A 26,691-nucleotide genomic window follows, 5' to 3' on the forward strand; every position below is an offset into this window, starting at 1 on the left:
GCGTGACATCCGAGATCGCGACCCTCAGGCGACTTCATCCGGCGTGGATCGTCGCGGCCGTGGCGTTCCTCGCCCTCGTCGGTGCCGCCGGCTTCCGTGCGGCACCGAGTGTGTTGATGGTGCCGCTGCAGGAGGAGTTCGGCTGGCCACGGTCGATGCTGTCGTTGGCCGTCGGCGTCAATCTGGTGTTGTTCGGCCTGACGGCTCCGTTCGCCGCGGCCCTGATGGAGCGCTTCGGAATCCGGGCGGTGACGTCCGTCGCTCTGACGATCGTCGCGGCAGGCAGCGCTCTGAGTGTCTTCGTCACCCAAGCTTGGCAGTTGGTGTTGACCTGGGGAGTCATGATCGGTCTCGGCACCGGATCGATGGCCCTGGTCTTCGCAGCGGTGGTGACCGATCGATGGTTCGTGCGCCGGCGTGGCCTGGTGTCGGGAATCCTCACGGCCGGAAGCGCGACGGGGCAGCTGATCTTCCTACCGTTGATCGCGCAACTCGTCGACAGGTCCGGTTGGCGCGCCGCCTCGTTGCTCATTGCGGGTGGCTCGCTGATCGTCGTCCCGTTCGTCCTGCGGTGGCTGCGGAACATGCCGGCCGACATCGGGGTGACCCCGTACGGTGCGCCGGAGGGTTACACGGCGGTGGTGGCGGATACGACGGTGAATCCAGCGATGGCGGCTGTACAGGCTCTGCGCGACGCGAGCCACGTCCGCACGTTCTGGGCTCTGGTTGTGGGTTTCGCTATCTGTGGGGCAACGACCAACGGGCTCATCGGAACTCACTTCATCCCGTCTGCGCACGACCACGGAATGCACGAAACCACCGCCGCGGGACTGCTGGCGGTGGTGGGAATCTTCGACATAGTGGGGACTATCGGATCGGGCTGGTTGACCGATCGCGTCGACCCGCGCTACCTACTCGCGGCCTACTACGGATTTCGTGGCGTGTCGCTGCTGTTCCTGCCGTGGCTGTTGTCCGCGACCATCCAACCGTCGATCGTGATTTTCGTGGTGATCTACGGATTGGATTGGGTGGCAACGGTTCCGCCCACGATTGCACTGTGTCGAGAGGTCTTCGGCGATCGAGGTTCGCTGGTGTTCGGCTGGGTGTTCGCCTCACATCAGATCGGTGCCGGTATCGCATCGGTCGTCGCGGGAGTCGTGCGAGACGCAACCGGCGCGTACACGATGGCGTGGTTCGGTGCGGCGGGACTGTGCGCGGTCGCTGCGGTGGTGAGCGTGAGAACAGGAAAGCGCGGAAAGCCCTCGTAGAGAGGGCTTCCCGCGCTCATGCCTGAATCAGTTCAGCTCGAGATCAGCGGCTGCGCTGGCTCGTGGCCGGTCCTGCTGCACGACGGCTGTGGCCGCCGCCACCGCTGCGGGGCTGTCCGCCACCACTGCGCGGCTGACCACCACTGCGGGGCTGTCCACCACCACTGCGCGGCTGACCACCCGAGCGGGCCGGGCCGCCGCGTCGAGCATTGCTGTTGCGCGGGGCTCCGGTACGTGCGGGTGCCTGCTCGACGCGTGGCGCCGGCTCGACGTAACGGGCCTGCTCACCGACGAGGTTCGCCACTGCGGGCGAATCGGCGGTGACGCGGATCGGAGTGACCTTGATGTCCGCCTTGCGCAGCAGTACCGCGGTGTCCTTGCGCTGCTCGGGCAGCACGACGGTCACGACGTCGCCGGCGCTTCCGGCGCGCGCCGTACGGCCGGAGCGGTGCAGGTACGCCTTGTGCTCGGCCGGGGGATCGACGTGGACGACCAGCTGCACATCGTCGACGTGAACGCCGCGGGCTGCGACGTCGGTGGCGACGAGAACGCGGGCCTGGCCGGAGGAGAAGGCGGCGAGGTTGCGGTCACGTGCGGCCTGCGAGAGATTGCCGTGCAGGTCGACGGACGGGATCCCGGCGTCGGTGAGCTGCTTGGCCAACTTGCGGGCCTGGTGCTTGGTGCGCATGAACAGGATGCGACGTCCGGTGCCCGAAGCGAGGTGATGAACCAGCTTCTTCTTGGCTTCCACGCCGTCGACCTCGAAAACGCTGTGCGTCATGGCCTCGACGTGCGAAGTGGCCTCGTCGACGGAGTGCGTGATCTGGTTGTGCAGGAAGCGCTTGACCAATTTGTCGACGCCGTTGTCCAGAGTCGCCGAGAACAGCATGCGCTGGCCCTTGTCCGGGGTGGCGGCGAGGATGCGGGTGACGACGGGCAGGAACCCGAGATCGGCCATGTGGTCGGCCTCGTCGAGGACGGTGATCTGAACGCCGTCGAGCGTGAGGTGACGCTGCTTCATCAGGTCTTCGAGGCGACCGGGGCAGGCGACGACGATGTCGACTCCACCCTTGAGTGCGGAGACCTGGCGAACCTGCGACACACCACCGAAGATCGTGGTGACCTTCAACGAGTACGCGGAGGCGAGAGGTTCGATCGCGACGGCGATCTGGGTGGCGAGCTCACGCGTCGGTGCGAGGATAAGGCCGCGCGGGCGGCCGGGCTTGCGGTTGCCGGGAAGCTGGCCTGCGAGGCGAGCGACCATCGGGATGGAGAACGCGAGTGTCTTTCCGCTGCCGGTCTTTCCGCGTCCGAGCACGTCGCGTCCCTGCAGCGTGTCGGGGAGCGTATCGGCCTGGATGGGGAATGCCTCGGTCTTGCCCTGGCTCGCGAGTACATCCGCGATGGCCTGGGGTACACCGAGTGCAGCAAAAGTCTGTGGGGTCGTCATTGTGATGAAAAGTGCCTTTCGGGCAGGGTGTTGCACCTGCGGGCCTTGGGCCGAGATGCAAGGTGGCGAGACTGCCGGTGGGCAGTTTCGATCGCCGTAAGAGAAGCCTGTGCGGGGTGCACATGGTGATTCGGGAGCATTCCACGACGTCCGACGCGCAGCTACGCGCGTCGTCACCGAGTGTAACCGAGTTGTGGCCCGGTCTCTTCCCGCGCTGTCTCGTCATGCCGCGCCGTCGCCGAAGAGATCGGTGATCATAATGTTCTCGATCCGCGAGCTGTAGAGCTCGACCACCGGCATCGGCGGGGCACTCGAGTCATAGGTGTGCCCCGTGGGTGAGATGAGTCGGTAGCGATGTCTCGCGTTCCGTTTGTCTCGCAGCGCTTCGGCAGTCCAGCCCTCGCCCTCTTTCGCGTAATTGCAAGCGGCACAAAGGCCTGCGCCGTTCTCGGCACTGGTTCTGCCACTGGAGGAATGCGGTCTGATGTGGTCGTGGTGTCGGATCGGCGCGTCGCACCAGGGGGTGCGGCAGGTGCGATCTCGAAGATCTATGAGGCGTCCCAGAGCGGTCGGAAATGCACGTGAAGTGGACTCCACGGCTGTCAGTGCGCCGGATTTCGGATGGGCATAGAGGCGACGTAATGCGACGTGCGTCTCACTATCGAGCGTGTCTCGGATCAGTTGCCGTGCGACGTCGGACGGGATGTCGCCGTAGCCGTGCATGTATGCGGACGTGGAACCGCCTGCGAGCAGAGTCGAGTCGGAGATGGCGATGTCGACGGTCACCGGCGGGCCTTGGGCTGCCGACGCGCCGGTGACTCGCTCGAAGATGAGGTCGGCCATGATCTGGTCGCGGGTGCGTGTGTCGCCACCTGAGTTGATGATGGTGTCGGCATCTCGTCGCAGTGTCGCCCACATGCAGACGGACTTCTCCATCGACGTGAGGACGGTGAAGAAACCCATGGATTCGGGTGCGGGGCGGGTACTGGTGCGTCGAGCGGCGTAGGCCTTGGCGCGTCGTTTCACCTGGGAGGCAGCGTCGAGCTCGTTGGCAAGTGCGCGAGCGCGACCCTCGATCGTGCGGTCGCCGGCACCGGCCAAGGTGGCGGGATCTGCGCACAATCGCTCGTCGATGGTGCGGCGATCGTCGACGGTGAGGCATGCCGTCTCGCGAGCAAGAATCATGACTCGCCATTCGTTGAGTTCGCCGGCTCTCAGACGTGCGAGAGTGTGCGGCATCTCGTGCACCAGGGCGCGAGCAAGTCCCAGATGAGTGCCCCCACGGTTCGGTGATTCGCGTCGGGCCAGACCGACCTGTGACGCAATCCCGCTGCGCCACTGAGCTTTCGGCTTGCCGAGTTCTCTGCGCTGGGTACTGATGGCTGATGCGACGGCATCGGTCACCTCGGCTTGGGTCGCCACACTGGCGCACTTGACGGTCTCGAGGGCAGAGATCAAATCGATGCCTGCTGCGGCGTCGGACTCGAACCTCGACGACTGAAGCCGCGCAACGAAGCGCAGCACCTCGTCAGGCGTCAACGGCGGATTCTTCAAAGCTGTGACCACGAGTTCCTCCCCAGTACTCGAACGGGTGTTCGATATTGCGGGTGAATTCGATCAGGCGCAAGACCTGCTTCGGTCGTCAGGTCAGCACTAGTGCGATGGCGATGGAACTCACGACAGCGTTGTTGGTTGCGTGCAAAATGAGCGGAGCCCACAGCGATCGGTACCAGAGCCGTAGTGCGACAAGGCCGGTGCCGAGGAAGAGGATGTACAGCATCGCCGGCGGTGCAATGTGGCACAGCGCAAAGACTATGGTGACGAGCGCAGCACTGACCACTGTCGGCATCTTGGACATGAGCCAGTCGAGCAGTACTCGGCGAAACACTATTTCCTCGATCAGCGGTACGACGCCCGCAATCAGCACGAGTATCGCGGCGATCGAGGCCGGTCCAATTTGGGCGGCGTCTTTCACTATCGCGTTCTGGTTGCCGTCCGGTGCGACGTCGAGGAGTGCGCCGATTCCGGCCGTGGCGAGCACGGCGAAAGCCATCAGGAGCGGGACCTGCCACAGGAGATGGAGGAGGCTGTGCACGGGGGACCGAAAGCCCAAGTCCGACAACGACCATCGACGTCGGCGAATCAACGCGAAGTAGAGGCCGGCGCATCCACACATGCCCGCCAGAATCATTGCGAGCAAGGCCGCCTCGGCGACCTCGCCGACCATGAACCCCACCACGGCCCCGAGCAGTCCGCCGATCGTCGTTCCCCCGAACCCAGCGAGGAAGGCCAACGCTACGTCGCTCACGGTGGGTGTAGGCAGCGCCGAGTCGGTGATACGCGGGAAACCCTCGTTTACGTGAACGAGTGGCGCATTCTCGTCAGGGGAGTGGTCCACACCTGCACTATTTCGCCGTACGCTCGCCGACGCAAGTGCCGGCATCCGGGAATCATGGCAGTCTCACAACTGCCCAGTGGTGCCCTCGGCAGGATTCGAACCTGCGACCTACCCTTTAGGAGAGGGTTGCTCTATCCCCTGAGCTACGAAGGCTGGTAACTGTCCGTTGGTCGTAAACTGTTGCAGCGCAACACTTGTCGATCCTCGGAACAATCGTTTGCGGATGGACTTGCTGTCGTGGTGCACAGCCGACCCACATCGCGCTCGCTAGTCTAGCGGCCCACCCCGCGGATCGTGAAGCAGGTCGGCGCTGGCGGCCACGACACCGGTCAGTGACGCGATCAGGCTCAGGGCGGTGCGGTGCTGGTCAGCGGTGTAGTCGGCGGTGGATTCGACGCCGACGAAGCATTGGATGTCGCGAGCGAAAGCGTCGAAGGTCGTTGCCAGGATCCCCGCCGATGCGAACACTCCCACGATGAACTGGTCACGGCCGCGTCGGCGAAGCTCGACCTCGAGGTCGGTGGCGTAGAAGGCGCTGTAACTGCGCTTCGCGATCTGCAGGTAGTCGGGCTCGGCAATCACCACCTGCTCGGCGCTCGGACCCAACCCCCACATCGGTCCCAGCAGTCCGCGCTGGATCACATCACTCGCCGCTCGCGGTGCGCTGGCCAGAATGGGGACCCCATTCGACCGCGCCCACTCCGTCACCGTCGCTGCCGCCGCAACCACCCGCGTGCGGACAGAGTCGTCGAGCACATTCAGGTAGTACGGCAGCATGTCGTGAACCAGCAGTGCCGCGCGCTCGGGCCGTAACTCCCAGTCCGGACCGCCCGCACAGTCGAGCAAACCTTCGACCTCGTAATCCTCTACCTCGACGCTGAATGTAGCCATCCGTGAACCCTTCCCTCCCGCAGACGCGCGCACATTCGCTGGGTGCGCGCAGAATCGCTATCCGTCAGCTGACCATTCCGCTCGCGTCTGCCGAATGCGCGCGCGTGTGCGAATCCCGAGGCCGACGACACAATCGCCACCCGTCACTCCTCTGTACATACGCGCTGTACAAACGCGCGCGCATTCGCTGAACGCGCGCAGGCTCGTCACACTATTCCGCTCGCATACGGCAAACGCGCGCGCATTTGCGAACTCCGTCGGACCCGCCAACCCGCCGGACCCCCGCCCACCACTCAATCCGCCGCAATAGCATCCACGATGTTCAGTCGAGAGGCATGCACGGCAGGTGGGGCCGAACCCAGCAGTGACAGGCCGAGAGCGACGAGGCCGTACAGCAGCACCGACCATCCGGTTGCGTAGGTGACCGGGATTCCGATGCTGGCCCCCAGGATCAGTGTGCTCAGGTATTGCAGACCTGCACCGATGACCAGCCCCAGCACACCACCCACGATGCCGACCGACAGTGCCTCCGCCAGCACCATACGAGCCAGGGTTCCTCGTCCACCGCCCATGGCTCGCAGCACGCCGAGCTCGCGGCGACGTTCCAGAACCGACAGCGTCAGCGTGTTGAGCAGCGCGACCGCAGCCACGAGCGCCACGATCCACTGCAGTGCGATGGCCAGTGCGCCGGACTGACGTATGGCGGCACTGGTGCCGTCGAGTGCAGCGCCGCCGGTGTACACGAATGTCTCGGGTGGTAGCGCTGAGCGCAGTGAATCCTGTACGGCGGCAACGTCTCCGTCGACACTGATCTCGAGGTAGGTGGCACCGGGTCGGTCGTACCAGCGTTGCATCGAATCCAACGAGATCGCCATGGTGCCGCCCGCGGCGTTGATGTACTTCACGAGGTCCAGCACGCGTACCGTCTTCACCCCGGTCGGTGTGGGCAGATCGATGGAGTCGCCGGCCGAGACGCCGAGCGTTCTGCCGAATCCCTCGGAGAGAACCACACCCTCACCGGCGAGTACTCCGGCGCGCACCTCGTCGGACAGGGACGCGAGCGTTACGGCGTTGCTACCGTCGGCGACGCCTTGAATGGAGACCAGTTCGTCGTCGATGCTCGCGTAGGCCCACTGTCCTTCGACGACGCGGGAGACTCCCGGCGTGGCTCGGACCACGTCGTCCACCGCGGCAGGAACGATCGGGCCGGACGGAATGGCGTCGGGTGAGGTCATCGAGACGTACAGGTCCGTTTTCGCGAGCGACGACAGCGACTCGGCCGCGGAGTCGGTCATGTTGGTCAGTGAACCCGACACTCCCACACTGACTCCCACCGCGATCACGATCGTCATGACCGTTGCCCAGATGCGCCGCGGAGCGCGTTCGATGGTGGCGGTGGCCAAACGGCCCGCGCCGCCCCATCGGCGGGGTACGGCTCCGGTTGCCCGGACGATCGGTCCGGTACCGCCGACACACAGGGCTACGACGCCGAACATGAACAGTGCACCGGCACCGAGCGTCAGCTGCCCGTCGACTTTGACGGCGAATACGAACGACCCGGCGATGGCGAGTAGCCCGAACACGGTGGCGGCCAGGGTGAACGACAGCTTCGGTCCGCCGGACGTTTCTCCACCGCCCACCGCCAACGCTTCGATCGGCGAAATTCGGTATACCTGCACCGCAGCCAGAGCTGACGCGCCGACGCAGGCCAGTACACACGCGACTATCGCCACGGGAATCGCGAAGCCGGGCAGCACGTACTCGATCCGCGCGTCGAATGCCTGCGACAGGAACGGCGGCAGGCTCTCGATGGCGATGCGGCCCATCGCTATTCCCAGCGGGACACCGACGGCTCCGCCCACCAGGCCGACCAGAACGGACTCGAACAGCAGGTCGCGGACGATGTCTGCGCGGCGCCCGCCGACGGCTCGAAGAAGAGAGATGGTGGGCCGACGCTTCGCGATGGCCATGTTCATGACGTTGAAGACGAGGAACGCCGCGACGACGAACGCGATGAGCGAGACCATGAGCGTGGCATTGCGCGTCAGGCTCATCGCCTGGTTCGCGCGGTCGGCTCGAAAGTCCGGATTCATCACCGACACTCGGCCGGCGAGCGCTGCGTCCAGGTCGGAACGCAGTGTGTCGCCGCCGCCCAGGACGAATATCGAGTCGAGTTCGCCCGGGCGATCGGTGAGCGCCTGCGCAGCGGGAAGAAGCGCCACCGCGAACATGCCCCCACCGATGCGTTGGGTGCCGGGGCCGTCGATCACGCCGACCACCGAGGTCGCAGCATCGTCGATGGTGACGGTGTCTCCCTGCCGCAGACCCGTTGCGGCACCGACCAATACACCGGACGGATTGGTCAACAGTCCGCTCGCGTCACCTACCGCGCCCTGCAGATCCGACTGCAGTGCCGTGATGGACGAGTCGACGCCCAACAACGTCAGATCTCCGACGTCGGATCGAACGGTGCTGCGTAGCAGGGGAACTGCGGTGTCGACGCCGGGCACGGAGCGCACGACGTCCAGCTCGCTCTGGTCGAAACCCGAGTCCGTGACACCGACTACCTCGTAATCGGCATTGCCGGCGATCGTCACCGCCAACCGTTCGACGGATCCGGTCAACGACCCGTACGTGCCGAGAACTGCAATGAGCAACCCGGCCGCGACCGCGACGACACCGGCCGAGACGAGCGAACGCACCCAGTGCATGCGGAGGTCGCGAAGGCTGATGACCCGAAATCTGCTGAGAGCGGTACCGATCACCGATCGAGGCCGGCCGTCGCTGTGTCCGTCTCGACGCGACCGTCGATCATGCTGACGATGCGGTCGGTGGACCGTGCCGCGTCGAGATCGTGGGTAGCCATCACCACTGCTCGACGCCCCTCGCTGGCGTGCGCCACGTCGGCCAGAATCTCGAGGACGTTGTGCGAGGTCTTCGAGTCCAGGTTGCCGGTGGGTTCGTCGGCGATCAACAGGGCCGGGTCCATCATCAGGGCTCGGGCAATCGCGATGCGCTGAATCTGCCCGCCGGACAGTTGCGCCGGCCGATGCTCGGATCGTTGCGAGAGTCCCACCATGTCGAGCAGTCGCATCGCGTCGGCCTTGGCCTTCTTGATGGGGGTGCCGTCGAGCAATTTGGGGACGGCGACGTTCTCCCACGCGGACATCGTCGGCAACAGATTGAAGAACTGAAAGACGAAGCCCACCTGGTGGCGTCGGAAGTCGGACTGCGCGTTGTCGTCGAGGGTGGTGACTTCGACGTCGTCGAACCGAATGGAACCCGACGTGGGGGTGTCCAATGCACCGAGCATGTGCAGCAGCGTCGACTTACCGGCACCGGACGGTGCGACGAGGGAGACGAACTGGCCGCCCTCGATCGTGAGGTCGATGCCGTCCAGAGCTCGTACCGGTTGGTCCCCGGTGGGATACTCCTTGACCACGCCGGACAGCTCCAGCATCAACTTCGCCACGGACGAATCCCCTTGCTTCTCGAATGTATCTTCGACGGTACCCGCCGTCGGATCGAGAAACCGTTCGGAACTCTCAGATCAGGCTGCCCCGCGCGAGGATTCGAGTCGACGGGCTACGAGAGCGGCCTGCAGGTGTCGAATTCCGGACGGGCGGGTGGGGTCGAAGCCGGTGAGCTGTGCGATCCGCTTGAGCCGGTAATCCACGGTATTGGTGTGCAGGTGGAGCTGGCGAGCAGACCGCTGCCGGTTCAGGTCGTGTGAGATGTGGATCTCGAGGGTTTCGAGCAGCTCGGGTGACGAGTCGAGCGGCTCGAGGATCTGGGTCAGGTGGCGTCGGCCGGGACCCGGACGCGTCAGCTGGTACTCCAGCACGAGGTCGTCCATGCGGTAGAGGCCCGACGGGCGGTGCAGTTGGTGGGCCAGCGACAGCAGCTCGTGTACCTGATCGGCGGCGGTGGGGATGTCCGCGGTTGCGGCCTGCTCGGCCGTGACGGTGACGGGCACCTCGGCCGCGGTGCCGATGCGATGCACCAGCGCCTCGACCCACTCGTCGTCGTGAACGCCGGGGATCAGGACGGTGCCACCCTCGGTGCTCAGCAGTGACAGCGGAGTGCGCCCGCAGATCGTCGCCAGCTCGGCCTGTACTCGACGTAGCTTCCTGCGAGCGGCGACCGTCTTCTGAATGTTGGGGTCGTTCTCGTCCGGGTGCGGCGGCACCGAGATGGCGAGCACGAGGTAACTGTCGGCGAGTTCGATGCCGGACTGGCGTGCCATCGACACCGCATTGTGGCCGCTGAGAAGGGAGGTGACCAGGGTGTGCGCTGCGGTGTGGTGCTCGCTGGCCACCGCTTGGAGTTCCTCGACGTAGCTCTTGCTGGCGGCGATGGACACCTTCTCCGAGAGGAGCACGAACATGCGCGCAGCTTCGATCAGTTGTGCGGCGTCGCCCTCGCCGGCCCGCTTGGACACCAGGTTCCAGCCGATCTGGATGCCCTCGTGATAGACGCTGAGCACGGATTCGAGTGGAACGCCCTCGCGGGCCCACTGGCTGGCCTTGGCCCGAAGCTCGGCCAGGTCGGATTCGGCCGGAGCGCGACGTTCGTCCAGCATCTGCACAGCGATACTGATGCACTTGACGGTGAATTCGGTGACGTCGCCGTGGAGCTGTTCGCCCGGCAACGATCCGCAGGGGGTGTTGGCGGCGAAGTGCCCTACCAGGAGCCGCGCCACCGCGCGGAAGTCGCGAAGAGGAGCTGACGCAGGCTGACCCGCGACCATGATTCCGAGGCTAGTCGAGTTGTGAACGGTCACAGATCAACCCTTCGTGTTGGATTCTTCAGGTCATTCGGACTGCAAACTTACTCACGCGTATCTACGCGCTTCCACGGTTCAATCTATGCAACCCTGCGCAAAACCGCGGTGTTTTCGTACTTCAAGTTTGTTTCCTGGCCTCTAACAGGATCGATCATAGGTTGTTATCTACGTGTGATCCATGGTTTCGGGAAAACTCGTTGTGATCTATCTCGAGCGAGTGGCCCGGCCGGCTGCGACTTGCCCTAAACAATCGCCAAGCTGTTCACGGGGTGTCGAGAGCGCATCTACCTTGATCTCGTTGAAGGCGGGCGACGAGAGGGCGAGCATGCACAGTGATATCGGTCAGTTCACTGTTCTCCGAGAGTTACGCCCGATCATCGAGGAGAACCTGGCCCGTCACCGCGCAGAATCCGTTCGGTGGGAGCCGGCCGACTTCGTCCGTGCCGAGATGTACTGGGGCGCGCGACCCTCGACTCTGACCGAAACCGCAAAAGCCGCGCTGGTGACCAATCTGCTTGTAGAGCAGAATATTCCGCTCTATCGGCGCGACGCGGTGGCCACCGAAGCGGGTGCCTGGCCGTCCTGGCTCACCGAGTGGAGCAACGAACGACGACGCCATGCCGTGGCCGTCACCGATTACCTGGTCGCCACCCGCAGCGTGGATCCGGTCGCCCTCGGCCGAGCTCGGGCGCAGTGCATGACGGTGGGATTCGACTCTCCGATGAACGGTGCCCACCTGCTCCGGTCGCTGGTTCAGGTGGCCCTCGACGCCTCTGTCTCGAGCGTCAGTCATCGCAACACCGCGGTCCAGTGCCACGACCCGGTGGCGGACCGCCTTCTCGGACGCATCGTCGCCGACCAGGAACTGCATGTCCGCTTCTTCGCGAACATGGTCTCGGCTGCGCTCGCTGTGGCACCCGGTCTGACGGTCACCGCCATCACCGAAGTCGTCATGAACTTCCAGCTGCCCGGTACCAACCTGCCGGGTTTCGCCCGCAGTGCGATGCTCATCGCGCGGGACGGAATCTACGATCTCGCCCGCCACCTCGACGAGGTGCTACGCCCCCTGTTGGCCCAGTGGCGCATCTTCGAGCGGACCGATCTCGGTGCCGGGGCGCGCAGCCGCGATCAGTTGGCCGACTACTTGGATCACCTCGATGCTCAGGCTTCCACCACCGAGCGCAGCCCGGTCCGAACGCGGGAATTCGCAAATGCACTACGCGCCAGCTGACACGCTTACCTCGGCGGAGTCCATCGACTAACCTGAAGTTCCGATCCTCAGACGCTCCTCACCTCGTTTTCGGGGCAACGACCGGAGGCCCCCACCGTGACAGGCTCTCGACCGATCATCGTCGGCATCGACGGATCCGCCGCGGCGGACAAGGCGGTGATCTGGGCGGCCCTGTGCGCGCGCAGACGCGATCGGCGGTTGCATATCGTGACGGCCGTCGACATGCCGGGAGTCGTCGATCTGAGTGAATTTGCCGGTGAAGCAACGGAGTTCGTAGCGACAGCCAAATCCAGGTTGGTGGCTGCGGAGACGTTGGCCGCGTCGGTCGTCGACGATCCCGCGTTCGAGGTGACGTCGAGTGCGATCGAGGGCGGCGTCATGGACGTCCTCATCGGCGTCTCGGCACAGGCCGAGATTCTGGTGATCGGTGCCAGTGAAACCGGCGCTGTCACATTGTCATTGGCTGCGCACAGCGTGTCGCCGGTGGCCGTGGTGCGTGGCCGCGACATCGACGGCCGTCCGGTCGCCGAGGGCCCGGTCGTCGTCGGCATCGATGGATCGGACGTCAATCAGGCTGCTGTCGAGGGGGCGTTCGCCGAGGCGTCGGCGCGCGATGCGGTGTTGCTGGCGGTCCACGTGTGGTCCGACGTCGATCTGACGCAGTCGTTCGGCCGTGCGCCGAAGGATTGGCACGCCATCGCCGACGGTGAGGAAGCGTTGTTGGCCGAGAGTCTTGCCGGTTGGCAAGAGAGGTTCCCCGAGGTCGAGGTACAGCGCATCGTGGCCCAGGACCGGCCGGTGCGAGTTCTCAGCGGCCTGTCCGAGACGGCGGCACTGATCGTGGTGGGCAACCGGGGACGAGGCGGTTTCGGCGGAATGCTGCTGGGATCCACGAGTTTCGCCCTCGTCAACACGGCGGACTGCCCGGTGTTGGTAGTGCGGAAAGCGCTCACATAGCGACGGTCAGCAAGAAGCTCACGTCTTCGAGGGCCTCGACGCTGTGGCGGGCGTCGGGGATGACGAGCAGGTCGCCGGTCGAGCCCTTCCAGGACTTCTCCCCGCTGATCAGTTCCAATTTGCCGCTCAGGACGAGGACTGTCGATTCGCCGTTGAGGTCGTGTTCGGCCAGCTTGTTGCCGGCAGCCAGCGCCACGACGGTTTGCCTCAGATGCCGGCTGTGGCCGCCGTACACCGTCTGTGAACTGCGGCCACTCGATGCGCCGACTGCGAGCTTGAGTTGTTGACGGGCAAGTGCGGTGAGTGACTTCTTGTCCATGATCGCAAGTATGACGCACCACCCGCGGTCACGATGGGGGAATCATGAACGCGCTCAAGAAGGTTGGGTAGCCTTTCCGTACTCCACGTAGCGAAACCGCGTCCCGTTCACTCGGCTGCTCTGCCACTCGCCGGCCATCGCGAACCAGCCGTCCGGAATCTCGGGAGCGACGGTATCGCCGGGGATGTCGAGATCGACCTCGGTCACCTCCAGGTGCGTCGCGATACCCAGTGCGCTCCGATAGATTTCGCCGCCGCCGATGATCCACACCGGGCCCTCGCTCACCAGGGCAACGGCGTCGGCGACACTGCGGGCACTCTCGGCACCGTCGGCGGTCCACGAGGAGTTTCGGGTGACCACGATGTTGCGACGGCCCGGCAGCGGACGGAACTTCGCCGGCAGCGAATCCCACGTCTTGCGGCCCATGATCACCGGGTGCTCGGCCGTCGTGGCTTTGAAGTGCGCCATGTCCTCGGGAATGTGCCAGGGGATCCCACCCCCGTCACCGATTATCCCGGCACGGCTCTGCGCCCAGATCAGGCCGACGAACTGCCGGGCACTCACACCGCTACCGGGGCCTTGATTGCCGGATGGTGCTGGTAGTCGACGATCTCGATGTCCTCGAAGGTGTAGTCGAAGATCGAATCTCGTTGTGCCAGTTTCAGAGTGGGGTACGGATACGCCTCGCGAGAGAGCTGCTCGGAAACCTGCTCGCGGTGATTGTCGTAGATGTGGCAGTCGCCGCCGGTCCATACGAATTCGCCCACCTCGAGACCCGTCTGGGCCGCCACCATGTGCGTGAGCAGAGCGTAGCTGGCGATGTTGAACGGTACGCCGAGGAACATGTCTGCACTGCGCTGGTAGAGCTGGCAGGAGAGCTTGCCGTCGGCAACGTAGAACTGGAAGAACGCGTGGCAGGGAGGCAGCGCCATCCGCGGGATCTCGCCGACGTTCCAGGCCGAGACGATCATCCGACGCGAATCCGGATTCGTTCGCAGAGTCTCGATGACCTGGCTGATCTGGTCGATGTGCTCGCCCGATGGGGTGGGCCACGACCGCCATTGCACTCCGTAGACGGGGCCGAGTTCACCGTCCGGAGCGGCCCACTCGTCCCAGATGCTCACGCCGTGCTCCTGCAGCCAGGTGGCATTGGAGTCGCCGCGCAGGAACCACAGCAGCTCGTAGACGATCGACTTGAGGTGAACCTTCTTGGTGGTGATCAACGGGAAGCCCGCGGACAGATCGAACCGCATCTGGTGCCCGAAGACGCTGGTCGTCCCGGTCCCGGTCCGGTCGGATTTGGCCGTACCGGTATCGAGGATGTGGCGCAGCAGATCTTCGTACGGAGTCGGAACCATCACGACGGCCATCGTAGCTGCATACTGGTTTCATGCCGGAATTGCCCGAGGTGGAAGCCCTTGCCGGTTTCCTACGCGAACATGCCGTCGGTGCCGTCATCGGCCGCATCGATATCGCCGCGCTGAGTGTTCTCAAAACTTTCGATCCGCCGATCACCGAACTGCAGGGCCAGGACGTCACCGATGCCGCACGATTCGGTAAACACCTGGCACTGCGAGCCGGGGACCTGTGGCTGATCACGCATCTCTCGCGCGGCGGGTGGCTGCGGTGGGTGGACAATCCGAGCGCCGCGCCGCCGAAGCCGGGCAAGGGCCCGTTGGCGTTGCGGATCCACTTCTTCACTCCCGAAGGCGCGACGCCGGCCATCGACCTGACCGAAGCGGGGACCAAGAAACGGCTGGCGGTGTGGGTGGTCCGTGATCCTGCGCAGGTCGCGAGCATCGCCCGGCTGGGACCCGATGCGCTCACGGTCACCGAGCTCGAGTTCGCCGACATTCTCTCCGGCACCTCTGCGCGACTGAAGACGTCGTTGGTGGACCAGTCGCTGTTGGCCGGCATCGGTAATGCTTATTCGGACGAGATCTTGCACGTCGCCAAATTGTCGCCGTTCGCGTCGTCGCGCACACTCGATGCCGAATCCGTCGGGGTGCTCTACGCGGCGATGCGCTCGGTGCTGTCCGACGCGGTGGCCCGCTCGGCCGGGCAGGACGCGGCGCGGCTGAAGGGGGAGAAGCGATCGGGAATGCGGGTGCATGCCCGGACCGGTTTGCCGTGTCCGGTGTGCGGCGATCCGGTCCGCGAGGTCGCGTACGTCGATCGGTCTTTTCAGTACTGCGCCACATGCCAGACGGCCGGCAAGATTCTTGCCGACCGTCGTATGTCGCGTCTGCTCAAGTGACGGGTTCGAGCTTCTGGCTGGCGTACCCGCGATAACCTTCCCACGCCTTGCGGCGGTCGCTCCGCGGATCCTTCTGCACCCGAGTGCGGGTGTCGAAGATCAGTGTCTTTCGATCGCTTTCGTCGTATGCCGGCCACGATTCCAACGGCTTGCCGTTGGTGGCGAACGAAATCCAGTGCGATTGCACCTGCTCGGTGACCTCGGAGAAGGCCTTTCGCCCGCCGGTGAGGGTGAGCGCCTTACCGAACAGGGTCTCACTGATGCCGAACACGGCGAACAACTCGAAGCCGTGGGTAGCGTCGAGACCGAGGAGCTTCATCGACCGCGGTGCGAAGTCGTATCGGTAGAAGTACGTCGGTGCGTGACGCGAATGTCCTTCGGCCACTTCCAGAGACGGCTTCCAGAAAGTGAAGTCGCCACCGAAGTCGATGGCGGCGCGCTCGCTCGGGTAACCCCGGTAGCCCGAAGTGACCACCGCTTCGGCGTCGGGATCGGTGAGCGAGAACAGCTTGGTGATGCGCTCGGGGTTGGTGGGCAACGCGTCGAGAAACTTCGGAAACAGTGTTCCCTCACGGGCATTGGTGCCGATGATCAGTGGTACTCGGTGCGCGGTGCCTTTCGCGTACGCCTCGACCGGGCTGACCGGCAGGAAGTCGCCGTCGATCACCGGGCCGAACGGCAGCAGACCGGGAGTGCGGTGCAACGTGGTGAGCCCCAGCTTGGTACCGGCGCGTCCCAGCTTGAGCACCTCGGCGTTCTCGAGGGTTTCGACAGCGTTCTCGGCGGTACCGCCGAGGTAGCCGATGTATTCGCGCGCCCACTGATCGGCACGCTCCTTGGTGGCGGTCATGCCGGGTGCCGAGCTCTCGGAGATGGCCTGCGCAAAAAGCCCTTTGGCGGAGGGCACCGTCATCAGGGTGGTGACGGCGTTGCCCCCGGCGGACTCGCCGAATACGGTGACGTTCTTCGGATCGCCGCCGAAGTTCGCGATGTTGCGCTGCACCCATTCCAGGGCGGCAACCTGATCTCGCAAACCGAGATTGGAATCGAACGGCCGCTCGGGAGTGGAGAACTGGGACATGTCCAGGTAACCCAGAGCACCGAGTCGGTAATTCACCGAGACGTAGATGATGCCGTCGCCGTCCTTCAGTGAGCGCCGCACCAGTGAGCCGCCGCCGTACAGGGGAGTGGCCGATGTACCGAGGGTGTACGCACCGCCGTGGATGAACACCATCACCGGTCTGGGCTTCGTGCTCGACGTGCTCGGTGCCAAGACGTTGAGCGTCAAGCAGTCTTCGCTCGACGGTTGGTACTTGCCGATCGCCAGCATTGTGCCGCGTTTGTGCTGAACGGATGCGTTGCCCCACTCGGTGGCGTCGCGCACACCCTCCCACGGCTCGGTGGGTTGCGGTGCCCGGAAACGCAGCGGACCGACGGGTGGGGCGGCGTACGGAATGCCTCGCCAGGTGGTCAGGTCACCGACGGGCTTGCCCTCGATGATGCCGTCGGAGGTGGTCACGCGTGTCGTCACAGCCATGTCGCGAGTCTACTGATCGGTCCTTACTCATGGGTAAGAACCGCCTCGGTTCGCTACCGGGCACACTCGATTGCATGCCTTTCGAGTACCGCGCCGACATAGTGCAGCTGCTGCGAGCACCTGCGCACGCGTATTTCGGTCGATCCAAGGACGGTCCGGCCGACGTGCCGACCGACCTGCCCTCCAGTGTTGAGATCGTTGCACACAAGGGCATCCGCGGCGATCGATTCTTCGGAGTCAAAGCCCATACGGAAGCCGCGGTGAGCTTTCTTGCCGTCGAGGCCTGGGAGGCCGTGGGAGAGGTGCTCGGCGTCGAGGTGCCGGACCCGGCCGTGGCCAGGCGCAACGTCGTCGTGCGCGGTCTCGAACTCGACCCACTGCGGGGCCTCGAATTCCAGCTGAACTCCGGCGACGGCTGGATCACCTTCCGCGGTGGTCGGCCGGCTCATCCGTGCGCATGGATGGACCGGATGGTGGTCGACGGTGCGCGCAAGGCGTTGATCGGCCGCGGCGGCCTCCGTGTCGAACCGCTGTCCGACGGCATTCTGCGCGTCGGGGAGTTGGCGGTGCGGTCGCCGGTAGAGCTCGACTCCGCTCGCGCTGCGTTGTCGGTCAGGCGCGCACAACCGATCTGAACTTCGTTCGTCGAATCGCGGCGTCATGCTGTCCAGGGTCTTGCTCACAAAGCGAATCTGTGTTCATATTGTGAGCAATGGTGTGACGCATCACACCACACCGCTCGCCACGGCGTCGGTCACCCGATCAGCAGGAAGATTTGCCGATGTCCGACATGTGGATCGTGATCAACACCGTCGTCGCCGTTCTGGCGGTGGTGGTCTTCATCGTTCGTTTTCACTTCAACCCGGTGATCTCGCTGGTACTCGGGGCCGCCTATCTGGGCTTGGCGACCAAGCTCGGAGTCACTACAACCGTCGACACCATCACGGGCGGATTCGGCGAGATCATGGCCGAGGTGGGACTGCTCATCGCGTTCGGCGTCCTGATGGGCGCGGTGCTGCAGGAGATGAGCGCAATTCAACGTCTCGTCGGCACCTTGCTGAAGACGTTCGGTCCCAAACGGCTCCCGTACGCGCTGTCGCTGACCATCGCGACCGTGTTGCAGTCCATCTTTCTCGACGTGCTGCTGGTGATATCTGCTCCACTCGCTCGGAACCTCGCGCCGAAGATCGGCAAGTACGGCACAGCGAGAATGGCTACGGCGCTGGCCATCTCGCTCGAATGCGGGATCGTGTTCATGGTTCCCGGTGTCGCGACTCTCGCTTTGGCCGGACTGCTCGGAGTGCCGTTGGGCAAGATGATGATCTACGGATTGATCCTGATCGTTCCCGTCGTCGTGCTGTCCGTGGCCATCATGTCGTTCGTGTTCCGGCACGGCTGGTGGAACGAGGAGAAGGACGAGCAGCAGATCGTCGTGGTCCCAGAGCCTGTGGTTCCCGAGACTGGCGATTCCGATGACGAGCCCCTCGAGGCCGGCGGTGGCGTGGCGCAGAAGGTACGCACCGAGAAGCAGACCTCGCTGCTGGTGTTGCTCTCGCCATTGCTGCTCGCTCTCGTCCTCATTGCCATCGGGGCAGTTCTCGAAGTGGCCGACATATCTTTTCCCGTAGTCGAATTCATCGCCAGCCCCGTCATCGCCCTGCTCATCGGACTGGTGGGGACGTGCCTCATCGGCCGCTACCACGTCGGACAGAAACGGGTCGAGAAGGCACTGGCTCGCGGTTTCGCCGAGAGCGGTCAGATCCTGATCCTCACCGGTGTCGGTGGGTCGCTCGCGGCCGTCATCAACGAAGCCGGTCTCGGCGACATCCTCGGCCAATACTTCACGGCCAGTACCGCAGCACCGTTGTTGATGGTGTGGGTCATCGCTGCGGCGTTGCACATCGCCGTCGGATCCGTGACGATCTCTGCCATCACCTCGGCCGGCATCCTTGCCCCGGTCGCTCCGCTCATCGGTCTCGACCCGGTGTTCATCGCGTTGGCCGCCGGCGCGGGGTCACTGTTCGCCGTCCATGTCACCAGCAACACCTTCTGGCTGCTGCAGTCCTTGATGGGCCAGTCGACACGGGGCACACTCAAGACGTGTTCGGTGGGCGTCTCGGTGGCATCGGTGATCGCCATTGCGTTGATCGTGCCGATGAGCTGGATCCTGTGACCTCCTCTGCCGTGAACATCGAAAGGAACACAATGGCATTGCCGCTCAGCGGAGTTCGAGTACTCGAACTCGGCAATTACATCGCCGCCCCCACCGCGGCCAGGATGCTCGCCGATTTCGGTGCCGAGGTGATCAAGGTCGAACGTCCGGGGACCGGCGACGAACTACGCAACTGGCGGCTGTACTCGGGCACCACATCGATGCTCTATCGCACGATAAACCGGAACAAGAAGTCGATCGTGCTGGACCTGCGTACCGAACAGGGACGCCAGGACGTTGTCGCTCTGGCCGCACAGTGCGACATCGTGCTCGAGAACTTCCGACCCGGCACCCTGGAGAAATGGGGCATCTCGCCGGAGGTACTCAGTGCGGCCAATCCGGAGCTGATCATCACGCGCATCTCGGCCTTCGGGCAGACCGGCCCGATGTCGCAGCGACCCGGGTTCGCCGCTGTGGCAGAGGCATACGGCGGATTCCGCAATCTCGTCGGTGACCCGGACCGGCCACCGGTCCGAGTGGGAGTCTCGATCGGCGACTCGATCGCCGGACTGTACGCAGCGTTCGGTTGCGTCATGGCATTGTTCCAACGCCAGACACAGCGCGCAGCAGAGAAATCGGACCCGTTGTCGCTCGAACAGCGTTCCATCGATGTGGCGCTGAACGAATCCATCCTGTCGATGATGGAGTCGCTGATTCCGGATTATCTCGCTTACGGCGTCGAACGTGAACGGACGGGCGGGCGGATGGAGGGCATCGCGCCGTCGAATGCCTACCCGTGCAACGACGGTCACTCGATCATCATCGCCGGTAACGGCGACGCCATCTTCCAGCGCTACATGGAGACCATCGATCGTCCCGATCTGGGAGCCGATCCGGACCTGTCATCCAATGCGGGCCGGTGGCGTCGACGCGACGAATTGGATGCGGCTATCTCGGCCTGGACCGGATTGCACTCGCGTGAACAGGCATTGAAGATCCTCGACGCCGCCGGGGTGCCATCCGGGCCGATCTACACCGCGGCGGATATCGTCGCCGACGAGCAGTACGCCGCCCGCAACATGATTCAGCACTTCCAGGTCGACACCGGCGGCGACGAACCCGCCGACGTCGGATTCGTCGGTGTGGTTCCGGTGATCGGCGACGCATCCCTGCAGATCCGCTCGATCGGACCGGATCTGGGCGAACACACACGAGAAGTACTGTCGACCCTGCTCGGCCGTACCGACGAAGAAATGGGTCTGTAGATGTACTCGTTCTCCCCCTCCGCGGACCTGCGCGACGTCACGATGCGCGACGGTCTGCAGCTCACCGGCAAGTTGCTCTCCACCGATCGCAAGCTCGAGATCATCAGGGCGCTGATCGAACTCGGGGTGCCGTCGCTCGAGATCGGGTCGATGGCACGAGGCGACACAGTGCCACCGATGGCCAACACCCTCGAGGTCGTCGCCGAGCTGACCGCCGCCGAACTCGCCCGATGCTGGGTGTGGGTCGCTACTCCGCGGCACGTCGAGAAGGCCGCAGCCGCCGGTGCCCGCAACTTTCAGTACTGCTTCTCCGCGTCGGACTCGCACAACCAGGCCAACATCGGCCGTACCACCGAGGTCTCACTGGCAGCCATGCCCGATGCCGTCGACATCGCTCGGTCGGTGGGCGGTGAGATAGAGCTCTGCATCGCGACGTCGTTCACCTGTCCGTTCGAGGGGCAGGTGCCTCCGGATCGGGTGATCGACATTGCCAACGACGAACGTGCAATGGGCGCAACGGATATCGTCATCTGTGACACTCTCGGACAGGCCGTGCCGGTGCAGGTGTCGTCGTTGATCACCAGAGTGCGTGAGGAAACCCCGGATCGCCGGGTGGTGTTCCATGGTCACGACACCTGGGGCCTGGGCGTGGCGAACACTCTCGCCGCGATCTCCGCCGGTGCCACGATGGTCGACGGTTCGCTCGGCGGTCTCGGCGGGTGCCCCTTTGCGCCCGGGGCCAGCGGAAACACCTCGTCCGAGGACATCCTCTTCGCCACGCGGCCGCACTGGTTCGAGCCGAAAACATTGGCGGCCATGGTGTCTCTGTCCGAGGAGTTGCTCACCGAACTGGGCGAGCCCATGCGATCGAAAACAGTTCAGGGCGCACGATCGGAAGCTCGAGCATTCGAGTGGGTCGTATGAGCCGTATCCTCGTCACCACCGAGATACCGGCACCGGGCATGGACATTCTGCGCGCCGCCGGGGACGTGGACCTGCGGGAGGTCGATCACGAGCAGTTGGTCGACGCCTGCGCCTCGGGCGACTACTCCGTGGTCGTCTCCCAGTTGCGTGATCGGTTCGATGCCGACCTGCTGAGATCGGCATCGCTCGTCGGGATATCCAACTATGCAGTGGGATACGACAACATCGACATCGCAGCGGCCACAGCGCAGGGGATCACCGTCGCCAATACCCCGGGGGTGCTGACCGATTCGACCGCGGACATCGCGATGCTCCTCATTCTGTCCACGGCCCGCCGCGCCGTCGAGGCCGATGCGTTCGTCCGATCCGGCTCGTTCACCGGATGGCAACCCGAACTGCTTCTCGGCAGCGATGTCTCGGGCCGGGTGCTGGGGCTGGCCGGTTTCGGGCGCATTGCTCGCGCCACCGCTCGCCGGGCGTTGGGCTTCGGTATGACGGTGAAGTTCTGTCCCCGCCCGCCGGGTGATCGCGAGGTCTCCGACGACGAGCTCGGCGAGTTCGCGGGCCGCGTGATTCATGCGTCCTGGGACGAGATCGTCACGACCAGCGACTTTCTCTCCCTTCACGTTCCGTTGTCGGATTCGACTCACCATCTGGTCGACGCTGCGGTGTTCGAGGCCATGAAACCGTCGGCGATTCTGATCAACACCGCGCGAGGACCGGTGGTCGACGAGGCCGCGCTGGTGGTCGCACTACGGGAGAAGTCCATCTCCGCAGCAGGTTTGGACGTCTACGAGCGTGAGCCTGCACTCGAGCCGGGTCTGGCCGAGCTGTCGAACACGGTGTTGTTGCCGCACGTCGGCAGCGCGACGGTGTCGGTACGGTCGGAGATGGCACGCCTGTGTGCAACCAATGCCGCGGCGATGTTCGCCGGTTCGCTGCCGCCGCATCCGGTGAATGCCGAACTCTGGGGTCACGCGGGGTAGCGGCCGCCCAGAGTTCTCGTGATCTGCTCGGCGTGCGAGATCAACAGATCCACCCACGCCTCGCACTGCGATTGCGGCATCCGAAGGGTCGGACCGCTGATGGTGAGCGCACCGACGATGTCCGCGGCGGAATCGAACACCGGAGCGGACAGGCCGGACGCTCCGGATTCTCGCTCCCCGGTGGTGATCGCGTAACCGTCGGACTTGGTCTGCGCCAACAGGGCCCGCATCGTCTCCGCCTCGGTCACGGTCTGTTCGGTCATCGACTCGAGTTCGCGTGACAGCACGCGCTCGGCAAGCTCGTCGTCCCACGCCAGTAGGACGCGGCTTGCCGATCCCGCACTGAGTGGGATGACCTTGCCGACGTACATGTCTCGTCGCAACGCATGCCGGGTCTCGGCGATGGCGACGCACACGCGATAGTTCTGCTCCGGCCGAAAGAAGCACGCCGTTTCGGTCGTCGAATCGCGCATGTCCTTGAGTACAGGGTTGACGACCGACAGCACGTCGAGGTCCTTGGTCGCCGTTGCGGCCCAGTAGGCCATGCGCACCCCGATCCGGATGCGATCGCCCACGCGGTCCAGAAAACCCTGCTGCACAAGGTTGGTGACGAGCCGCTGCACCGTGGAGGTGGGTAGGCCGGTGGTCTGTTGAATCTCGCCGAGTGTCATCGACGGACGGTCGAACGAGAAGGCGTCGAGAATCTCGGTGATCTTGCCCAGCACCAGAAGTGGCTGCTGCTTCGATGTGCTCTCGCTGCTCACCCGACCAATCTACTCGGCCCGGGTGCTCAGCAGACGGTTGATCGGCTTGGTCAACAACAGAATCAGCAGCGACCACAGGCCGAGCGAGGTGAACGCGACACCGAACGCGATCAGGATCAACACCGAACTGATCGCACCGTTGCGGACGCGCTCGAGATCCCGGGAATCCTCGGCCACGATGGACGGGTGCCGCGAGACGATGACGTCCGCGACGAACATGGTGATGACGGATACCGCGATGGTGGCGACGTACAGCGTCGACGAACTCGAGTCGTAGCCGTTCTTCTCGGCGATCAACTTCGTCGGGAACGGCAGGAAGACGATCGACAGCAGCCAGACGAAGTTGACCCACATCAGGGCAGGTGTGTATCCGACCAGGTTTCGGAAGACGCGATGGTGGCTGAGCCACTGGGTGAAGATGACCAGAAAGCTCAGGACGAAGGCATAGAACTCGACTCCGTGTTCGCGAAAGACGTCCACGAAACTGTCGCTCTGTCCCGGATCCGCCAGTTCGACGAGTGGCAGCACCAGCAGCGTCGCCGCGATCGCGACCACCGCATCACTGAAGTTGACCAGTCTCTCGAAACCGCGTTGGTATTCCATGTCAGCCATTCTGTATCGCATGTCAGCACTGTGCTCTGTCTGCGAGTACCGTCCCAACGATGTCCGATCGACGCACTCTCACCACCGGTCGCGTGGTATTTCTCGTGGTTGCTGCGGCGGCCCCGATGGCGGCCATGATCGGCAACGTCCCCCTGGCGTTGATTCGTGGCAATGGTGCCGGTCTGCCTGCGGCGTATGCGATCAGTGCCGTTGTGCTGCTGTGCTTCTCGGTGGGCTTCGCGGCCATCAGCCAGCAGGTGTACAGCACCGGTGCGTTCTACACCTACATCGGTCTGGCGTTGGGAAAGCCGCCCGGTGTTGCTGCCGCATATGTCGCAGTTGTCGCGTATACCTCGTTGGCATGCGGACTTTCGGGAGCATTCGGATATTTCACGCACCTGGTATTCGAGGATTCCGGTATCGACATTCCGTGGTACGTCTTCACGGCAGCCGCTGTCGTCATCGTCGCGTTCCTCGGCTTCCGAAATGCCGACCTCTCGGCCAAGGTGTTGGGAACCCTGATGGTGCTCGAATTCGCCTTTCTCACCGTGTTCAACGCTCTCGTGGTGGGTGAGAAGGGAACCGCGGCGGTGCCACTGGAGTCGTTCACCCCGACGCAGGTGTTGTCCGGATCGTTGGGGATCGCGATGATGTTCGCCTTCTCCAGTTTCATCGGTTTCGAGTCCGCTGCGCTGTACGGCGAGGAGACCAAGGACCCCAGGCGCAGCATCCCGCGCGCGACGTTCATCGCGGTGTCGCTCATCGCGGTCTTCTACGTGTTGACCAGTTGGATCATCGTCGGGGCCGCGGGCGGAGTCGATGCACCGATCCTGGCCGAGAGCGAACTGGGCAACCTTCTGTTCACGCTGGCGCAGCAATACGGTGGAACCGTGTTGTACGACGGTACCGCCGTGTTGCTGTGCACCAGTGTGCTCGCGTCGTATCTCGCGGTGCACAACGCGGCGAGTCGGTACCTGTTCGCTCTCGGGCGCGAGCGCGTACTTCCGGTGCGGCTGGGCCGAATTCACCCGCGGCATTCAAGTCCGCACGTCGGCAGCATCACCGCCTCGGTCGTCGCCGCGATCTCGCTCACCGCATTCGCGGTAACCGGTGCAGACCCGTACCTGATCTATGCGGCCGGAGCTATCGGACTGGGAACGTTGGGAGTCATCGCGCTGCAGGCGGCTGCAGCGCTGTCGGTGGTGGTGTTCTTCATCGGCCACCCCGACCGTTCGCTATGGCGCACCGGCATCGCCCCCGGAATCGGGTTCGCCGGGTTCATGACCGGATTGGTGCTTGCCGGAACGCATTACAGCATCCTGACCGGTTCCGACTCTGCGATCGTCAATGCGATCCCGGTGGTGCTGATCCTCGCCGCGATCCTCGGCGTCCTGGTGGCACTGCGCATCAAACGCGCCGACCCGACGACCTACGAGGGAATTGCCGCGGCCTACATGCGTCAGTGATCGGCTGTTCGGCGAGCCTCGAGAAGCCGGAGCCAGATCTCGCTGACCGTCGGATACGACGGCACCGCATGCCACAGGTCGTCGAGCGACACCTTGCCGACCACGGCGATGGTGGCCGCATGAACCAGTTCGGCAACACCCGGACCGACGAACGTCGCTCCCACTATCGTGTCGGTGGCCCGGTCGATCACCAGCTGCGCACGGCCGGAGTAGTCGTCCTGCTGCAGAGACGATCCCGCGACGGCGATGTCCTGCGCCACGATCTCGACGTCGATGCCTTCTTTCCGAGCCTTGGCCTCGGTGAGTCCGACCGATGCCACCTCGAGCGGCGTGAACACCACCTGTGGGACCTGGCCATGGTCGGCGGTTGCGCGGAACCGCTTCCGATCCAACGGCTTTCCTTCGGCCCGCGCTGCAATGACATCGCCTGCCACCCGGCCCTGGTATTTGCCCATGTGCGTCAGTGGCGCGCGGCCGTTGATATCACCCACCGCGTACAGCCAGTCGTGACCCGGAACCGACAGGTGGTCGTCGACGTCGATGTAGTGGCCCTCGTCGAGTCCGAGGCTCGACAACCCCAGATCCGAACTCGCCGGCGCGCGACCCGCAGCGACGAGCACTTCATCCACGACAAGGTCGTCACCGCCGACTGTGAGCGTGACCGGCCCGCCGTGAATTCGACCGACACCGGTGTCGGCAGGGTTCTCCCGGGAGACGGACTCGGCGGAGGCGTCGAGCATGATCGTTGCGCCGCGCTTCTTCAGTGCCTCGGCGACCAATTCACCGGCGAACGGTTCGGAGCCGGCCAGCAGCGACGCACCACGCACGATCATCGTCACCTTCGCCCCGAGCGAGAGCAGCCACGTGGCGGCCTCCGACGCGACGACGCCACCGCCGATCACCGCGACATGGCCGGGAGTTTCGTGAATGTTGGTGGCGTCGCGAGAGATCCAGGGCATCGCGTCGCGCAGACCTGGCGTGTTCGGTACCGAGGCGGTGGTTCCGGTGGCGAGGATCACCGCATGGCGTGCGGTGATCGTGCGTCCGTCGACCTCGACGGTCTTGGCTCCGGTGAGTCGCCCGTGACCGCGGATCACCGAGATGCCGGCCGATTCGGCCCAACTCACCTGCGAAGAATCGTCGAGGCCGTGGGTGAACGACTCACGCCGGGCCAGTACCGCGTCGGCGTCGAGGGGTTGATCGCCCACCAGCTCTTTGACCCCCGGCATGTTTCGTGCGGTGTCGAGCACCTCGCTCGGACGCAGCAGGGCTTTGCTGGGCATGCAGGCCCAGTACGAGCACTCACCGCCGACCAGTTCGTGTTCGATGATCGCGGCGGTGCGATCGCTGCCCTGTATTGCGTACTGTGCGGCGTTCTCGCCCACCGGGCCTCCGCCGATGACGATCACGTCGAATTCCGAGCTCTCCGCTGCCATA

24 protein-coding genes and 1 tRNA gene are annotated in these 26,691 nt (G+C 64.5%); 10 read left to right on the forward strand and 15 right to left on the reverse strand.

From position 1 onward, the window contains the following. Positions 1 to 2: 2 nt before the first annotated feature. Positions 3 to 1,268, forward strand: coding sequence for an MFS transporter (locus ACFI9K_RS16060; protein WP_462664419.1), 1,266 nt, complete (start codon positions 3 to 5; stop codon positions 1,266 to 1,268). Between the two features lie 43 nt (positions 1,269 to 1,311). Here the strand turns inward: ACFI9K_RS16060 and ACFI9K_RS16065 are convergent, their stop codons facing one another. The 8 genes from ACFI9K_RS16065 to ACFI9K_RS16100 all read right to left on the reverse strand — a co-directional run bounded on the left by ACFI9K_RS16065 (position 1,312) and on the right by ACFI9K_RS16100 (position 10,790). After that, positions 1,312 to 2,718, reverse strand: coding sequence for a DEAD/DEAH box helicase (locus ACFI9K_RS16065; RefSeq protein WP_462664420.1), 1,407 nt, complete (start codon positions 2,716 to 2,718; stop codon positions 1,312 to 1,314). Between the two features lie 222 nt (positions 2,719 to 2,940). Beyond that, positions 2,941 to 4,284, reverse strand: coding sequence for an HNH endonuclease (locus tag ACFI9K_RS16070; protein ID WP_462664421.1), 1,344 nt, complete (start codon positions 4,282 to 4,284; stop codon positions 2,941 to 2,943). A gap of 76 nt (positions 4,285 to 4,360) precedes the next feature. After that, positions 4,361 to 5,026 carry a lysostaphin resistance A-like protein gene (locus ACFI9K_RS16075; protein ID WP_462664422.1) on the reverse strand — a complete coding sequence of 222 codons (666 nt, stop codon included), beginning with the start codon at positions 5,024 to 5,026 and terminating at the stop codon, positions 4,361 to 4,363. 167 nt (positions 5,027 to 5,193) lie between these two features. Further along, positions 5,194 to 5,269: transfer RNA gene (locus ACFI9K_RS16080), tRNA-Arg, on the reverse strand. A gap of 114 nt (positions 5,270 to 5,383) precedes the next feature. After that, positions 5,384 to 6,007 carry an isochorismatase family protein gene (locus ACFI9K_RS16085; protein ID WP_462664423.1) on the reverse strand — a complete coding sequence of 208 codons (624 nt, stop codon included), beginning with the start codon at positions 6,005 to 6,007 and terminating at the stop codon, positions 5,384 to 5,386. 293 nt (positions 6,008 to 6,300) lie between these two features. Next, positions 6,301 to 8,772 carry an FtsX-like permease family protein gene (locus ACFI9K_RS16090; RefSeq protein ID WP_462664424.1) on the reverse strand — a complete coding sequence of 824 codons (2,472 nt, stop codon included), beginning with the start codon at positions 8,770 to 8,772 and terminating at the stop codon, positions 6,301 to 6,303. Further along, the gene (locus ACFI9K_RS16095; protein WP_462664468.1) at positions 8,769 to 9,470 is read right to left on the reverse strand and encodes an ABC transporter ATP-binding protein; all 702 of its coding nucleotides are present in this window, start codon (positions 9,468 to 9,470) and stop codon (positions 8,769 to 8,771) included. The genes ACFI9K_RS16090 and ACFI9K_RS16095 overlap by 4 nt, the downstream gene beginning before the upstream one ends. A gap of 87 nt (positions 9,471 to 9,557) precedes the next feature. Next, positions 9,558 to 10,790 carry a PucR family transcriptional regulator gene (locus tag ACFI9K_RS16100; protein ID WP_032377353.1) on the reverse strand — a complete coding sequence of 411 codons (1,233 nt, stop codon included), beginning with the start codon at positions 10,788 to 10,790 and terminating at the stop codon, positions 9,558 to 9,560. A 328-nt stretch (positions 10,791 to 11,118) separates the two neighbouring features. Here ACFI9K_RS16100 and ACFI9K_RS16105 point away from each other — a divergent pair, with 328 nt between their 5' ends. Both ACFI9K_RS16105 and ACFI9K_RS16110 read left to right on the forward strand, forming a co-directional pair. Then, positions 11,119 to 12,024: an acyl-ACP desaturase gene (locus ACFI9K_RS16105; protein WP_462664425.1), complete on the forward strand. Its 906-nt coding sequence runs from the start codon at positions 11,119 to 11,121 to the stop codon at positions 12,022 to 12,024. Between the two features lie 96 nt (positions 12,025 to 12,120). After that, the gene (locus ACFI9K_RS16110) at positions 12,121 to 12,981 is read left to right on the forward strand and encodes a universal stress protein (RefSeq protein ID WP_462664426.1); all 861 of its coding nucleotides are present in this window, start codon (positions 12,121 to 12,123) and stop codon (positions 12,979 to 12,981) included. Here the strand turns inward: ACFI9K_RS16110 and ACFI9K_RS16115 are convergent. From ACFI9K_RS16115 to ACFI9K_RS16125, 3 genes are read right to left on the reverse strand one after another with little or no spacing between them, the layout of a single operon-like run. Beyond that, entirely contained in the window at positions 12,974 to 13,300 is a 327-nt protein-coding gene (locus tag ACFI9K_RS16115) for a cupin domain-containing protein (RefSeq protein WP_397521697.1), read from the reverse strand. The two genes, ACFI9K_RS16110 and ACFI9K_RS16115, sit on opposite strands and share 8 nt — an antisense overlap. Positions 13,301 to 13,354: 54 nt before the next feature. Continuing rightward, entirely contained in the window at positions 13,355 to 13,864 is a 510-nt protein-coding gene (locus ACFI9K_RS16120) for a dihydrofolate reductase (protein WP_462664427.1), read from the reverse strand. Next, positions 13,861 to 14,661: a thymidylate synthase gene (locus ACFI9K_RS16125; protein ID WP_462664428.1), complete on the reverse strand. Its 801-nt coding sequence runs from the start codon at positions 14,659 to 14,661 to the stop codon at positions 13,861 to 13,863. Before ACFI9K_RS16125 ends, ACFI9K_RS16120 begins: the two co-directional genes overlap by 4 nt. A gap of 29 nt (positions 14,662 to 14,690) precedes the next feature. Here ACFI9K_RS16125 and ACFI9K_RS16130 point away from each other — a divergent pair, with 29 nt between their 5' ends. Further along, entirely contained in the window at positions 14,691 to 15,557 is an 867-nt protein-coding gene (locus ACFI9K_RS16130) for a DNA-formamidopyrimidine glycosylase family protein (RefSeq protein WP_462664429.1), read from the forward strand. Here the strand turns inward: ACFI9K_RS16130 and ACFI9K_RS16135 are convergent. After that, positions 15,550 to 17,094, reverse strand: coding sequence for a carboxylesterase/lipase family protein (locus tag ACFI9K_RS16135; protein ID WP_462664430.1), 1,545 nt, complete (start codon positions 17,092 to 17,094; stop codon positions 15,550 to 15,552). The genes ACFI9K_RS16130 and ACFI9K_RS16135 overlap by 8 nt on opposite strands. A gap of 74 nt (positions 17,095 to 17,168) precedes the next feature. Here ACFI9K_RS16135 and ACFI9K_RS16140 point away from each other — a divergent pair, with 74 nt between their 5' ends. The 5 genes from ACFI9K_RS16140 to ACFI9K_RS16160 all read left to right on the forward strand — a co-directional run bounded on the left by ACFI9K_RS16140 (position 17,169) and on the right by ACFI9K_RS16160 (position 22,421). After that, positions 17,169 to 17,729, forward strand: a complete 561-nt coding sequence (locus ACFI9K_RS16140; protein WP_462664431.1) for a molybdenum cofactor biosysynthesis protein — start codon at positions 17,169 to 17,171, stop codon at positions 17,727 to 17,729. A 146-nt stretch (positions 17,730 to 17,875) separates the two neighbouring features. After that, positions 17,876 to 19,267: a GntP family permease gene (locus ACFI9K_RS16145; RefSeq protein ID WP_462664432.1), complete on the forward strand. Its 1,392-nt coding sequence runs from the start codon at positions 17,876 to 17,878 to the stop codon at positions 19,265 to 19,267. A gap of 32 nt (positions 19,268 to 19,299) precedes the next feature. Further along, positions 19,300 to 20,511 carry a CaiB/BaiF CoA transferase family protein gene (locus ACFI9K_RS16150; protein ID WP_462664433.1) on the forward strand — a complete coding sequence of 404 codons (1,212 nt, stop codon included), beginning with the start codon at positions 19,300 to 19,302 and terminating at the stop codon, positions 20,509 to 20,511. Then, a complete protein-coding gene (locus tag ACFI9K_RS16155; protein WP_462664434.1) occupies positions 20,512 to 21,435 on the forward strand; it encodes a hydroxymethylglutaryl-CoA lyase in 924 nt (307 codons plus the stop codon). Further along, on the forward strand, positions 21,432 to 22,421 hold the full coding sequence (locus ACFI9K_RS16160) for a 2-hydroxyacid dehydrogenase (protein WP_462664435.1): 990 nt from the start codon (positions 21,432 to 21,434) through the stop codon (positions 22,419 to 22,421). The genes ACFI9K_RS16155 and ACFI9K_RS16160 overlap by 4 nt, the downstream gene beginning before the upstream one ends. Here the strand turns inward: ACFI9K_RS16160 and ACFI9K_RS16165 are convergent. Together ACFI9K_RS16165 and ACFI9K_RS16170 are read right to left on the reverse strand one after the other, a co-directional pair. Continuing rightward, positions 22,409 to 23,185 (reverse strand): IclR family transcriptional regulator, encoded by a 777-nt coding sequence (locus ACFI9K_RS16165; protein ID WP_462664436.1) that lies wholly within the window; start codon positions 23,183 to 23,185, stop codon positions 22,409 to 22,411. The genes ACFI9K_RS16160 and ACFI9K_RS16165 overlap by 13 nt on opposite strands. A gap of 9 nt (positions 23,186 to 23,194) precedes the next feature. After that, positions 23,195 to 23,788, reverse strand: a complete 594-nt coding sequence (locus tag ACFI9K_RS16170) for a TMEM175 family protein (RefSeq protein WP_462664437.1) — start codon at positions 23,786 to 23,788, stop codon at positions 23,195 to 23,197. A gap of 59 nt (positions 23,789 to 23,847) precedes the next feature. Between ACFI9K_RS16170 and ACFI9K_RS16175 the strand changes: the two genes are divergently transcribed. Beyond that, the gene (locus ACFI9K_RS16175) at positions 23,848 to 25,254 is read left to right on the forward strand and encodes an APC family permease (RefSeq protein ID WP_462664438.1); all 1,407 of its coding nucleotides are present in this window, start codon (positions 23,848 to 23,850) and stop codon (positions 25,252 to 25,254) included. Here the strand turns inward: ACFI9K_RS16175 and ACFI9K_RS16180 are convergent. Continuing rightward, entirely contained in the window at positions 25,248 to 26,690 is a 1,443-nt protein-coding gene (locus tag ACFI9K_RS16180; RefSeq protein WP_462664439.1) for a dihydrolipoyl dehydrogenase family protein, read from the reverse strand. The genes ACFI9K_RS16175 and ACFI9K_RS16180 overlap by 7 nt on opposite strands. Position 26,691 lies beyond the last annotated feature (1 nt).

The sequence above is a fragment of the Rhodococcus sp. PSi06 genome, from assembly GCF_054960675.1.

What these genes read in the sequence shown, in the direction of transcription:
- ACFI9K_RS16065 (WP_462664420.1), bottom strand. Translation starts at nt 2,718, where the DNA reads ATGACGACCCCACAGACTTTTGCTGCACTCGGTGTACCCCAGGCCATC.
- ACFI9K_RS16085 (WP_462664423.1), bottom strand. Translation starts at nt 6,007, where the DNA reads ATGGCTACATTCAGCGTCGAGGTAGAGGATTACGAGGTCGAAGGTTTG.
- ACFI9K_RS16105 (WP_462664425.1), top strand. Translation starts at nt 11,119, where the DNA reads ATGCACAGTGATATCGGTCAGTTCACTGTTCTCCGAGAGTTACGCCCG.
- ACFI9K_RS16115 (WP_397521697.1), bottom strand. Translation starts at nt 13,300, where the DNA reads ATGGACAAGAAGTCACTCACCGCACTTGCCCGTCAACAACTCAAGCTC.
- ACFI9K_RS16130 (WP_462664429.1), top strand. Translation starts at nt 14,691, where the DNA reads ATGCCGGAATTGCCCGAGGTGGAAGCCCTTGCCGGTTTCCTACGCGAA.
- ACFI9K_RS16135 (WP_462664430.1), bottom strand. Translation starts at nt 17,094, where the DNA reads ATGGCTGTGACGACACGCGTGACCACCTCCGACGGCATCATCGAGGGC.
- ACFI9K_RS16140 (WP_462664431.1), top strand. Translation starts at nt 17,169, where the DNA reads ATGCCTTTCGAGTACCGCGCCGACATAGTGCAGCTGCTGCGAGCACCT.
- ACFI9K_RS16145 (WP_462664432.1), top strand. Translation starts at nt 17,876, where the DNA reads ATGTCCGACATGTGGATCGTGATCAACACCGTCGTCGCCGTTCTGGCG.
- ACFI9K_RS16150 (WP_462664433.1), top strand. Translation starts at nt 19,300, where the DNA reads ATGGCATTGCCGCTCAGCGGAGTTCGAGTACTCGAACTCGGCAATTAC.
- ACFI9K_RS16155 (WP_462664434.1), top strand. Translation starts at nt 20,512, where the DNA reads ATGTACTCGTTCTCCCCCTCCGCGGACCTGCGCGACGTCACGATGCGC.
- ACFI9K_RS16160 (WP_462664435.1), top strand. Translation starts at nt 21,432, where the DNA reads ATGAGCCGTATCCTCGTCACCACCGAGATACCGGCACCGGGCATGGAC.
- ACFI9K_RS16170 (WP_462664437.1), bottom strand. Translation starts at nt 23,788, where the DNA reads ATGGAATACCAACGCGGTTTCGAGAGACTGGTCAACTTCAGTGATGCG.
- ACFI9K_RS16175 (WP_462664438.1), top strand. Translation starts at nt 23,848, where the DNA reads ATGTCCGATCGACGCACTCTCACCACCGGTCGCGTGGTATTTCTCGTG.
- ACFI9K_RS16180 (WP_462664439.1), bottom strand. Translation starts at nt 26,690, where the DNA reads ATGGCAGCGGAGAGCTCGGAATTCGACGTGATCGTCATCGGCGGAGGC.